The following is a 12,302-nucleotide window of genomic DNA, read 5'->3' as shown; positions in this document are numbered from 1 at the left end:
CATCGTGCGGGCTTTTTTTTACAAAAAACGTTTTACTACTATCAACATGTATATAAAAGACCGAAATCCTTACATTATTTTGCTGTTTCATACAGAATAGTGTACTCTAGAAGTACGTATGCTTACTTGGACAAATTAAGGGCAAACTGGCATGCTTAGCGTAAGTCAGTTACCGGTGCTGCCCTATCTTCCCTGCCCCTGGGCGGATTGTTCAGTAAGCAGATCTATTTTGGTTCGCTGTTCGATGAAAAGCGGCCAGGACACTTAAGGAGTGGAAGATTACATGGCTTTAACAGCAGGTATTGTCGGATTACCGAACGTCGGTAAATCCACATTGTTCAATGCGATCACGCAGGCGGGGGCGGAATCTGCCAATTATCCGTTCTGTACGATCGATCCGAATGTCGGCATTGTAGAAGTCCCGGATTCACGTTTAAATAAATTGACTGAACTGGTCAAACCAAAGAAAACCATCCCGACAGCATTCGAATTCACGGATATCGCAGGTATTGTGAAAGGTGCGAGTAAGGGAGAGGGGCTTGGCAACCAGTTCCTATCACACATCCGTCAAGTTGACGCAATCGTTCACGTTGTTCGCTGCTTCGATGATGAAAATATCACACATGTTTCCGGTAAAGTCGATCCCATCGATGATATCGAAACAATCAATCTGGAACTGATTTTTGCAGATCTTGATTCTGTTAATAAACGTCTGCAGCGTGTAGAAAAGCTTGCACGCCAAAAAGACAAAGAAGCTGTCGCAGAACAAGAAGTTCTATCCAAGGTCAAGGATGCGCTAGAAAATGAACAGCCTGCTCGTGCGCTGGAATTCACGGATGAACAGCAGAAAATTGTCAAAGGCTTGCATCTTTTGACAAGCAAACCAGTATTGTATGCTGCCAATGTGAGTGAAGAAGAAGTGGCGGATACGTCTGCCAATGAAAATCTTGCAAAAGTACGGGAGTTTGCAGCAAACGAAGGTGCGCAGGTTATTGTTGTTTGTGCGAAGATCGAGTCAGAAATTGCTGAGCTTGAAGGAGAGGAAAAAGAAATGTTCCTCGAAGAGTTGGGCATTCCAGAGTCCGGCTTGGATCAGCTGATCAAGGCTTCTTACAGTTTGCTTGGTTTGGCTACTTATTTCACAGCTGGAGAGCAGGAAGTGCGGGCTTGGACTTTCAAAAAGGGAATCAAAGCGCCACAAGCTGCTGGTATCATTCATACTGATTTTGAGAAAGGATTCATCCGGGCAGAGACCGTATCCTATGATGACCTTGTGGATGCTGGTTCCATGGGTGTTGCAAAAGAACGCGGGAAAGTGCGTTTGGAAGGTAAAGAATATTTGGTGCAAGACGGAGATGTCATGCATTTCCGTTTTAACGTGTAAGGTCGGATCCTCATCTTGCAAATATGCATAATAAACTTGCTTAACGGCAGATAATTTGCTATAATTCATCATTGTGAGTAATTACGTTTCTACAGATTACTCCTTGCTCTTATGAAAGATAAGAGCCGTTAAGTCCAAAAGGAGGTGCAAACGGATGAGAGAATACGAAATCATGTACATCGTCCGCCCAGATATCGAGGAAGAAGCTAAAACTGCTCTAGTTGAGCGTTTCAACGGAATCCTAACTGATAACGGTGCGGAAATCGTGAAAGTTGACGAGAAAGGCAAGAAACGTCTTGCTTACGAAATCAACGACTACCGTGATGGCTACTATTACGTCATTAATCTAAACGGCGAACAAGCCGCTATTAATGAATTCGACCGTCAAGCGAAGTTCTCTGATGATATCATTCGTCAGATGGCTATTCGTCTAGACGAGAAATAAGGAGGGGTTCTGATGTTAAATCGTGTCGTACTTGTCGGCAGATTAACCAAGGATCCGGACCTGCGTTACACACCAAATGGAGTGGCAGTTGCCAACTTTACCTTAGCAGTAAACCGTCCTTTCTCTAATCAGTCAGGCGAACGTGAGGCAGATTTCATTAACTGTGTTGTATGGAGACGTCCGGCTGAAAATCTGGCGAACTTCATGAGCAAAGGAAGTCTGGTTGGCGTCGATGGCCGTGTCCAAACGAGAAGCTTTGATAATCAAGAGGGCAATCGTGTGTACGTAACGGAAATCGTTGCGGACAGCGTGCAATTCCTCGAGACCAAAGGCAGCTCTCAAGGAGGCGGACAAGGTTCTTCTGGATACCAAAATCAGAACTCGAACTTCAACAACAATAATAATAACTTCAATAGCAACAACAACAATAACTATAATCGAAATAACGACCAAGATCCTTTCCGTGATAAAGGTGAACCGATCGATATTTCCGATGATGATCTACCATTCTAATTTAAGGGAGGTAATCTGACATGGCAGCACGTCGTGGTCGCGCGAAGCGCAGAAAAGTATGTTATTTCACAGCAAATGGCATCACTTACATCGATTACAAAGACGTTGATTTGCTTAGACGTTTCATCTCCGAGCGTGGAAAAATTCTTCCTCGCCGTGTGACTGGCACTTCTGCAAAATACCAGCGTAAATTGACTATCGCTATCAAACGTTCTCGTCAAATGGCTCTATTGCCATACGTGAGCGAGTAATGCAAGGAAAGCACCATCCATCAGGATGGTGCTTTTTTGATATATCTCAAACAGTCGTAAATTGCACGGAAAGTCCCTGAAACAGGGGCTTTTTTTGTTGGCAATTTTTCAGAAATTAATTAATTTGATAATATCCCCGGACTATGAACAAGATGCTTGAATCTCATTTCAAAACTTCTATAATGGAAAAAGTTGATTATGAATCTACCAGAAGGAAAGGAGCATTTACATGGCTGCTACTACACAAACAATCGATAAACATGTGCAAGTGGAAAACCGCATTCCATTGATTATTGTCTTGATGGTGGGGAATTTCATTGCGCTGATAAACGAAACAGTTATGAATGTCGCTTTGCCCAATATAGAGGAAACGCTTGGCATCCAAACGACGACTGCTCATTGGCTATCTACAGGTTATATGCTGACAATTGGTATTCTCATTCCGATCAGTGCGTACTTGATGCAGCGTTTCACGACTCGCCAGTTGCTGCTTACTGCGTTATCGTTTTTCTTTGTTGGAACGCTGATTGCCGGTATTGCTCCTAACTTTGCTATATTATTGCTCGGACGTGTGATTCAAGCCTCCGGTTCGGGGATCATCATTCCGCTGGTGACGACAGTGATCATCACGATCACGCCGCTGGCAAAACGTGGTTCGATGCTTGGATTGCTGATGGTAGTGATTTTGTTTGCACCAGCGATCGGTCCTGTGTTTTCGGGTCTTGTTGTGGAACAGGCTTCTTGGCGTTATGTATTTCTTAGTGTGCTGCCGCTGACGCTTGCGCTGCTTGGATTTGCTGCATATTATGTTCGCAATGTACTGGAGACGAAGCGTACGAAAATTGATATACTGTCTGTTGTTTTGGCGGTGATCGGTTTTGGTTCGATTGTGATTGGCTTCAGCAGTGCTGGTGCACAGGGATGGGGGAGCCTGCTGGTGCTAGGTGCATTATGTATTGGTCTGATTGCCATTGCGTATTTTGCTTACCGCCAATTCAACTTGGAGACACCGATGCTTGATTTGCGACCATATAAGAATAAGAACTTCTTGATGGCGATTTTGGTGACAATCACAGTCATGATGTGCTTTTTCGCTGCGATGATTCTTTTGCCTGTATTCATGCAGGATGCGTTGGGGATCAGTGCCTTTGATTCCGGAATCGTGCTGTTCCCGGGCGGTATCATGATTGCTGTGATGGCATTGCTCACAGGCAGGCTGTCTGATCGGTTCGGGCCGAAGCCGTTTGCCATCACGGGAACAGTCCTGTTAGTGGTTATGATCGCTTTGATGACGACGATTTCGACTGATACGTCCATGCTGCAGTTTACTTTGCTGTACGTTGGCTTTACCTTTGCGATTGGGTTGATTCTGACTCCAATGACGACATTAGGTCTCAATCAGCTGACAGAGGAGCTTTATTCTCATGGGAGTGCATCTTTGAATGCTTTCAATCAAATATCCGGGGCAATCGGTCCGGCGCTTTTTATCACTTTGATGAGCAGCGGGAGCCAAGCTGTAGCCTCCCAGGGAACTAGTCAGGCCATGACAGCCGGTGTGCAGTTTGCTTTCACTATTGCGGGTGTATTCGCAATAGCTGCAGTTGTATTCGTCTTGCTTGTCAAACAAACCAAACCTGCCCACCATTATCAATATGAATAAGAAATAGCGAGTTCCCGAGGGAGCTCGCTATTTTTGCAGCTGCTGTACGACTTTGGAAAGATCATCATGAATGACGACATCAAAGAGCTCATCCATGACCGTTGGTTCCCGGTTGATCAAAATAGATGGCTTGCCGAGTGAATTCGCATACTCAGGGAGTATGTTGAATGGACTGACGAGCAGGGAAGTTCCAAGGACGAGCACCAGCTCACTTTGTTGTATTGCCTTTTCTGCACTGTCATGTTCTGTGATGGGATCGCCAAACAAGACGACGTCAGGTTTCAGCACGTGCCCGCATTTTTCACAAATAGGAGTTTCTGTTTCCAATAGATAAGGTAAGTCAAAGGACCTGCCGCAGTTCGGACAAGTTGCACTATTCAATGTCCCGTGGTATTCGATGACATGTTCACTGCCTGCAAGTGTATGGAGGCCGTCGACATTCTGCGTGATGACAGTGATTTGTTTTCCATGCATTTCTAAATCTTTGAGATAGCGATGTACATGGTTCGGACCATAATCCTTAAGCAGCTTGACTCGGAAAATGTCTTTATATTTCCCCCAGAAATCTACGGGGTCTTTATGAAAATAGTAATTGGAGATATAGTATTCCCGGGCTTCATCAGCGGTCCAAAGACCTGTGGTGGAGCGGAAATCAGGAATACCGCTGGCAGTCGATACGCCAGCTCCAGTCAAGACCGCTACGGATGAAACATCTGCGATCATTTTGGCTGCTGTTTTCAATTGCATGCTTCATACCTCCAGCTAATTTATTATTTTTTTCAGTATAGCAAAAAAGCCAGAATAAAGCAGATTACAGCAAAATCCGAACAATCCAATTTGCTAAAATTATTAGAAAACGTATTGACAATAGCTGTATGTCTGCTATGATAAATAAAAAATTGAACCAAACCATAACTATGTTGATGAAGATCATACCTTTGTTCGTGCTTATCCAAGAGAGCTAGTGGCTGGTGTAAACTAGTATAATCCGTCAAAGGGCAGCACTTCTGAATAGGCAGGCTGAATCCAGTAGGCTTGTCCGGCATATGCCCGTTACGCATAGCTTCAATGAAGGCTGTCAGGGTGAAAGCAGACAGTGAAAAAGGGTGGCACCGCGTGAGTAGATTCAAGCTTTTCGCCCCTTACTTAATATCAGGTAAGGGAGCGGAAGGCTTTTCTTATGGGCTTTTTTACCTGTTAATATATCTTACAATCCAAGGAGGAAAAGAATTTATGTTACCAGATCAGCTTTTACTACGGATTCCAGGACCATCACCAATTCCGCCAAGTGTACAGCGTGCCATGAGCCAGCCGATGATCGGCCATCGCGGTGCGGAAACAACTGCTTTGCTGCAGCGGATCAAGCCGAAATTGAAGCCGGTATTCGGGACAGAACAGGATGTACTGCTAGTGACTGGCAGCGGAACTGCTGGACTGGAAGCAGCAGTAGCCAATACGTCTAAGCCGGGAGATGAAGTGCTGGTCGTCGTCGTAGGTGCTTTTGGCGATCGGTTCGTTAAGATAGCTCAAGCATATCAGCTTCAAGTCCATCGTTTGGAAGTGACATGGGGAGAAGCAGCAAATCCGGAGGATATTAGTGAATACTTGAAAGAATATCCGGAAATCAGCTCAGTCTTTGTCACGTATTGTGAAACATCCACAGGGGTGCTGAACCCAATAAAAGAAATTGCTGATGCAGTGCATGACGTATCGGAGGCCTTGGTCATTGTGGATGGCGTATCCTGTGTGGCGGGTGTCGAGACGGAATTCGATGAATGGGGTATCGATATTCTGGTGACAGGTACTCAGAAAGCATTCATGCTTCCAGGCGGAATGTTCTTCGCAGTAGTAAGTGAACGGGCATGGCGAGTCATCGAAGCAAATCCGCAGCCGCGATTTTACTTGGATTTGACGAAGTATCGTGATGGGCTGGAAAAAGACAGCACACCTTTTACGCCTGCTTTATCCATTTTGTTCGGGTTGGAACAAGTGCTGACATTGCTGGAGGAGGAAGGTTTGAAGCAGGTATATGCTAGGCATCGGCTGATGCGGGATATGACACGAGCTGCTTTCCGTGCATTAGATATACCGCTGCTAGTAGAGGATGCTTATGCATCACCGACAGTTACGGCAATCAAACCGTCAGATTTTGATGCTGAGCTGCTGCGCAAGCAAGTGAAGCAGGACTTCAACTTGGCATTTGCAGGTGGTCAGCAGCATATGAAGGGTGAAATTTTCCGGATCGGTCATATGGGATATTGCTCTCCGGCAGATGTATTGCAGGTAATCGGAGCAGTCGAAATCGGCCTTGTGAAGATTGGCAAACAAATATCATTAGGTGCAGGAACGGCAGCAGCACAGCAAATTTACTTGGAACAAGGAGTGAAATGACATGACATATCGCGTATTGATCAGTGATCCGTTAAGTGAAGAAGGCATGGCACCATTAACACAAGCAGATGACTTTGACGTTACAGTCGATACTGGAATGAATGAAGGACAACTCATCCAGAAGATGGGGGACTATCATGCATTGCTAGTCCGCAGCCAGACGACAGTCACGCGGGCAGTCATGGAAGCCGCATCGAATCTCAAGGTGATCGGACGTGCTGGTGTCGGCGTCGATAATATCGATTTGGAAGCAGCAACAGAGCTTGGGATTGTCGTTGTCAACGCCCCGGATGGTAATACAAACTCGGCCGCTGAACATACAGTGGCAATGATGATGTCGCTAGCTCGCAACATTCCGCAGGCATTCCTTGCGTTGAAGGAAAAACGCTGGGAACGCAAACAGCATATCGGTGTCGAACTGAAAGGCAAGACACTTGGTATCGTCGGCATGGGCCGGATCGGGGCGGAGGTTGCTTATCGGGCGAAGGGACAGCGTATGGATGTGATTGCGTATGATCCGTTCCTGACCAAGGATCGTGCAGACAAGATGGGAATCGGCTATGGGACATTGGAGGAGGTTTTTGCTGCAAGTGACTTCCTGACCGTCCATACCCCATTGCTGAAAGAGACAAGGCATATGATTTCCACCGAGGCGTTTGCCCAGATGAAGGATGGCGTTCAGATCCTGAACTGTGCCAGAGGCGGAATCATCGATGAGGAGGCGCTGTATGATGCAATCGTCAGTGGGAAAGTAGCTGGGGCGGCATTGGATGTTTTCGAGGAAGAACCGGCTGTTCACCATAAGTTGCTGGAGCTGCCGCAAGTGATTGCCACACCGCATTTGGGTGCAAGCACAGTGGAAGCGCAGGAAAATGTCGCAATCGATGTCAGTAAAGACGTGATGCAGATTCTCAAAGGCGGTCAGGCTATCCATCCGGTCAACTTCTCCTCCATATCCCCGGAAGTCATGCGGAAAATCCAGCCGTATTTTGATCTTGCGGAAAAGCTTGGAGCCTTCTTGGCCAGGACAATGCCGGATGCCATCGAAGAAGTGACTGTTTATTACGCGGGCAACTTGGCAGACCAAGAGGTGGCCCCGCTGACACGGAACACAGTAAAAGGCTTGCTGCAGCGTTATTTAGGAAACGTGAATGAAGTGAATGCGACGCATCTTGCCAAAAAACGAGGAATTACGATCAATGAACAAAAGACTTCCACGACAAGAGGCTTCACCAGCTTGGTTACAGTGGAAGCTAAATCGGCTACTGTGACGCATCAGGTAGCCGGGACACTCGTCAACGGACTGGGCGCCCGTATTGTAAAAGTGGATGACTATTATGTCGATGTGACACCTGCCGGCCATATGCTACTGGTACGGCATAAGGACCAGCCAGGCGCCATTGGCCGAGTCGGTACTTTGCTGGCGAAATATGCAGTGAATATTGCGACGATGCAGGTAGGACGCTCGAACGAAGGCGGCGACGCAATCATGATGCTCACTGTCGATAAAGAGCCGCAGGCAGGCGAAGTCGAAGGATTGAAACAGCTGGATGATATTTTTGATGTAATAGCCATCACGATATAAAAAAGAAGCGAGCAGATCTTGTCTGCTCGCTTTTTAACGCTTACTGGCTTTCAACATATAGAATATCGGAAGACCGATGACTGCTATTCCGATCGAAAAGAGGCAGCTTAGGAAGTCTGTGAACAGCGTACTGATCAAGACAAACAAGGAGCCTGCAATGGCAGCAATCGGGATGAATGGGTAAAGTGGCACGCTATAGGCGCGTTCTTTCCCTTTGTTTCGTTTTCGCAAGATGAAAACAGCATAAAAAGCCAGGACATAGAACATGTAAATCGTGAAAATACTCATTTCCGACAGCTTATCAGGGTTGCTGACAAGCATGAAAATGACAGAGAGTACGAGTTGGAGCAAGACCGCTGCCCAAGGTGTATGCAAGGAAGGGTGCACCTTTTTCAGCAGGTTGGAAAATGGCAGCTGACCTCGCTCAGCCATGGCGAACGGGATACGCGGGAATGTAAGGATTTTCCCATTGAGGCAGCCGAAAATGCTGACAATGATACCGAGGCTGACGACGATCTCACCAGCATCACCGAGGACAAGTTTGGCAGCCGTGCTGGCAGCATTCGTATTCAAGCTGACGATTTCTGCCGCGGGCAGGATATAAAGCATCGCTGCGTTAATAAGCAGATAACAAGCTGTAACGATCAAAATACCGCCAATCATTGCTTTAGGCAAAGTCTTTTCTGGATTCTTCATTTCACCGCCCATGGAGGCAAGCATGATCCAGCCGTCATAAGCGAACAATGTTGCCAGTACGGCAGCGCCGAAGTTCATATCGGAAATCGCTTCTGGTATCGCACTGAAAAAGTCTGCATCCCCTCTCCAGAAGCCGAATACCACAATTAAAATAATCGGGAGCAGTTTGCCGATTGTGGTAACAAGCTGTATCGCACCGCCGAATTTTGTTCCGAGAATATTGATGATACAAAGGAAAGCGACACTTGCGATACCGATGGCAGCTGTCCACTTCGGATCCCAGCCGAACAGATTGACTAAAAGGGTGCCGAAATAAAGCCCCAAAGCCCCGATGATGGCAGGTCCATACAGGACGGTTTGAACCCAGCCGCACAGGAACCCCCACAGCTCGCCGTACGTTTCTTCCAGATAAGCATACAATCCACCCGTCTTTGGAATCTGTACTCCAACTTCTGCAATGGTAAGACCGCCAGCAAGCGTCAGCAATCCCCCGATCAGCCAGGCAAGCATGGCTGCTTCAGAGCTGCCAGCATGGTTCAGTACAGGTCCTGGTTTCATAAACACGCCAGAACCGATGATGGTTCCTACTACAATGGATAATCCTAGAAAAATTCCAATTTCTTTCTTTAATGCTGTGTTCTCCGGTTGATTCATGATGTCACTCCTTCTTCTGACGCAGCATACTGCATTCCTTTAGTGTAGTGATGGATATATGTAGTCCATTATAGGAAATGTGCCTGCAAATAGAAATTAGAAAAAGTATTCTGACTTGTAAGGGTTTTACGCATAAAGAAAGGAGCTTGCATCAATATGCAGCTCCTGTTGATAATGTTTCCGCCTTGGCGGATGATTATTCATTTGTTTAGTCTAAAGGCATTGCTTTTCGCTGCCGTTTTTCGAATGTCTGGATTTCGGTATAGCCGACACGCTTAGCGAGTTCGATTGCCTGGTCATATGCATATCCTACATGCTTGGGAGCATGCGCGTCCGAGTTGATTACGATGCCGACACCGGCATCATAGCATTTTTGCAGCAGAATCGGATCCGGATATATTTCGCCTACAGGTTTGCGCAAACCAGCTGTGCTGATCTCGATACATGTATCATTTGCAGCGAGCGCTTTTACAACACGATCATATTCTCCTTCGATGAAGGCTTGATCATCCGGTTTATAGCCGAAAATCTTGATCAAATCGATATGGCCGACAAAGCTAAATAGCTTGGATTCCGCAAGCGTGATGATTTGATCATAATAATCGCGATAAACTTGCTTCAAGTCTCGCTTTTCATATTCGTCTTTGAAAATGTCAAGGTCGATTCCCCAATCCCGTATCCAATGGACAGACCCAATGACATAATCAAAAGGGTGCTGATCCAGGAATTCAGCCATTTCTGTTTCTTTTCCTGGTGTATAATCCATCTCGATGCCCATTTTGACAGGAAGACTTGCTTGTTTGATCTCTTTAAAGAAAGCGAGATAATCTTCAAAATGCAGGGTCCGGCGGTTTTCCACCCATGGATTTGATAGAATTTTATTTGTTTCCTGGAAAAAATAAGCATGTTCGGATATGCCAAATTCCTCTATCCCTTTTTCTTTGGCCGCGTTAAGGTACTCACGGATATAATCCAAAGTGAACGAGCCTGTTTCTGCCATATGTACATGATAATCTGTCAACAAAACGTCCCACTCCCCCATAGTTAAGTTAAAAATATTTTGACATATTCTGCAGGATGTTCCAAGAGGGGTTTCTTCGTAAACATCCATATGCAGCAAATAAAAAAGCTCCGCCTGTACAGGAAGAGCTTGCTTGGAATATGGAATTAGAAGATAGAGTGCAAGTAGCCGCCGATACTACTGATTAATAGAGTTGCTGCAAGAATAGCATTGAAATGACTATTTTTCATGGTGTTTTGTTCCTTTCTTTAGATTGAGTTGTTTTATGTTTACCCGTTTCTTATTGTTTATAACTTGTGCTGATCTTGACTTAATCATAGCATGCAGAAATCTTGTACTTCTTCTAGTTTCAGTAGAAAAAATGTGTAAAAAGTGTGGAATAGAAAAATCGGCAGCATGCTTATCGCGATGCCGCCGATCTTAACGGTCGTCTCATTAGTGGCTAATGAGGTGTAAAGTATGTAGTGCCAACCTGTGGTAAGGTTGTCTCATTATTATAAAGGGTCATTCCGGAAAAATAAACAACAAATTAAGATCTTCACAAGCGAAACAATGAGGCAGTTTCTCTCTATGGCGAAACATTTGTTTGAATACTTGCTTTCAGGTATAATCGTGGGGTAGTTATTTTTAGGATGAAATGACTTTTGATACGTTTTCGTCCATACAAACGAACGATAAGCACAGCCTATGCAGCTGTGCTTTTTCTACAATCGCAAGATTACATATTTAAATGGGGTGTCACGATTCATGAATAATGCTCGAAAAATGACGGAAGGAGCTATGCTTGGGGGGATTTATCTCGTTCTGCTGCTTATAGCAATATTTGTACCAGTGATCAGCTTATTGGTGATACTTGCTATGCCAGTTCCGATCATCCTCTATTGGATCCGACATGGTTTTAAGTCTGGGATCTATTTTTCTGCAGCCATCCTGCTTGTTTCCTTCGTCGGAACATTTGCTGGTTTCTTACTCACGATTCCAATCGTGATCGGGGCAGCAGCAACTGGTTACACCCTTCATCAAAAGCAATCCACGTATGAAGCTTTATTGAAAGGGACCTTGGGATACGCGCTTGGTTTCACGATATACCTGGCCGGGGCACAATTTGTATCGGGAATCAATATCATTGAGTTGATCCAAGACAGCTATCAGAATACGATCCAGACAGTCCAATCCGAAATGGATACTGTCGGAATGACGGTATCGGAAGCTCAGTGGGAGCAGTTTGATGCTACCTTCGATTATGTATTGGTGCTGATTCCGACAATGATCGCCGTGTCTTCTTTGCTGTATGGTTTTATCTCTCAATGGTTGGCTCATCAAATCCATAATCGTCAGAGCAAACAGAGGATCCTTTATCCGCCATTCCGCCGGTTCAATTTGCCGGTGATTGTATTGTTCATCTATTTTATCGGTTCATTAGCCCGCTGGTTTGAGATGGATCAGAATGGCTGGCTTTATCCGATTGTCACAAATGTCGCGGAGCTTGCCGGCATCCTGCTTGTCCTGCAGGGATTTTCATTCTTTTTCTATTTTGCCTATCAGCGGAAACTGCCGAAAGTGCTGCCGATCCTTGCAGTCGTGATCTCAGTCCTTTTCGGGCCAATACTGCTGTATCTTGTACGTATTTTGGGTATAATTGATGTAGGATTCAGGCTGCGGGAACGGATGGGCAGCAAGAAATAGCATGGTCGCGGAATTT

At 45.6% G+C, this 12,302-nt stretch carries 11 protein-coding genes and 1 other annotated feature; of the genes, 8 read left to right on the top strand and 3 right to left on the bottom strand.

From position 1 onward, the window contains the following. Window positions 1-283: 283 nt before the first annotated feature. The 5 genes from ychF (at window position 284) to BLQ53_RS05830 (ending at window position 4,253) form a co-directional block, all read left to right on the top strand. Window positions 284-1,384, top strand: coding sequence for a redox-regulated ATPase YchF (gene ychF / locus BLQ53_RS05850; RefSeq protein WP_093726331.1), 1,101 nt, complete (start codon window positions 284-286; stop codon window positions 1,382-1,384). Window positions 1,385-1,538: 154 nt separating this feature from the next. Continuing rightward, complete coding sequence (gene rpsF, locus BLQ53_RS05845) at window positions 1,539-1,829, top strand: 30S ribosomal protein S6 (protein WP_093726330.1); 291 nt, start codon at window positions 1,539-1,541, stop codon at window positions 1,827-1,829. Between the two features lie 12 nt (window positions 1,830-1,841). Next, window positions 1,842-2,342 (top strand): single-stranded DNA-binding protein, encoded by a 501-nt coding sequence (gene ssb, locus BLQ53_RS05840; RefSeq protein ID WP_093726329.1) that lies wholly within the window; start codon window positions 1,842-1,844, stop codon window positions 2,340-2,342. Window positions 2,343-2,362: 20 nt separating this feature from the next. Next, entirely contained in the window at window positions 2,363-2,593 is a 231-nt protein-coding gene (gene rpsR, locus BLQ53_RS05835) for a 30S ribosomal protein S18 (protein WP_038562624.1), read from the top strand. Window positions 2,594-2,822: 229 nt separating this feature from the next. Continuing rightward, window positions 2,823-4,253, top strand: a complete 1,431-nt coding sequence (locus tag BLQ53_RS05830; protein WP_093726328.1) for an MDR family MFS transporter — start codon at window positions 2,823-2,825, stop codon at window positions 4,251-4,253. A gap of 27 nt (window positions 4,254-4,280) precedes the next feature. Here the strand turns inward: BLQ53_RS05830 and BLQ53_RS05825 are convergent, their stop codons facing one another. Next, window positions 4,281-5,000, bottom strand: coding sequence for an NAD-dependent protein deacylase (locus BLQ53_RS05825; RefSeq protein ID WP_093726327.1), 720 nt, complete (start codon window positions 4,998-5,000; stop codon window positions 4,281-4,283). Between the two features lie 164 nt (window positions 5,001-5,164). After that, window positions 5,165-5,399 (top strand) — a binding site (T-box leader). 87 nt (window positions 5,400-5,486) lie between these two features. Between BLQ53_RS05825 and BLQ53_RS05820 the strand changes: the two genes are divergently transcribed. After that, window positions 5,487-6,644 carry a pyridoxal-phosphate-dependent aminotransferase family protein gene (locus BLQ53_RS05820; RefSeq protein ID WP_093726326.1) on the top strand — a complete coding sequence of 386 codons (1,158 nt, stop codon included), beginning with the start codon at window positions 5,487-5,489 and terminating at the stop codon, window positions 6,642-6,644. Between the two features lies 1 nt (window position 6,645). Then, window positions 6,646-8,229, top strand: coding sequence for a phosphoglycerate dehydrogenase (gene serA, locus BLQ53_RS05815; RefSeq protein ID WP_093726325.1), 1,584 nt, complete (start codon window positions 6,646-6,648; stop codon window positions 8,227-8,229). Between the two features lie 33 nt (window positions 8,230-8,262). Here serA and BLQ53_RS05810 read toward each other — a convergent pair whose 3' ends face one another. Together BLQ53_RS05810 and BLQ53_RS05805 are read right to left on the bottom strand one after the other, a co-directional pair. Continuing rightward, window positions 8,263-9,579, bottom strand: a complete 1,317-nt coding sequence (locus BLQ53_RS05810) for an APC family permease (protein ID WP_093726324.1) — start codon at window positions 9,577-9,579, stop codon at window positions 8,263-8,265. Window positions 9,580-9,787: 208 nt separating this feature from the next. Next, entirely contained in the window at window positions 9,788-10,603 is an 816-nt protein-coding gene (locus tag BLQ53_RS05805) for a histidinol-phosphatase (RefSeq protein ID WP_093726323.1), read from the bottom strand. A gap of 744 nt (window positions 10,604-11,347) precedes the next feature. On the opposite strand from BLQ53_RS05805, the gene BLQ53_RS05800 reads away from it, so the two are divergent. Next, window positions 11,348-12,286, top strand: a complete 939-nt coding sequence (locus BLQ53_RS05800) for a YybS family protein (RefSeq protein WP_170829589.1) — start codon at window positions 11,348-11,350, stop codon at window positions 12,284-12,286. Window positions 12,287-12,302: the final 16 nt, after the last annotated feature.

Source organism: Terribacillus halophilus (assembly GCF_900101385.1).
GTDB classification, from domain to species: domain Bacteria; phylum Bacillota; class Bacilli; order Bacillales; family Amphibacillaceae; genus Terribacillus; species Terribacillus halophilus.
This window is presented reverse-complemented; position numbering and strand designations above follow the sequence as displayed.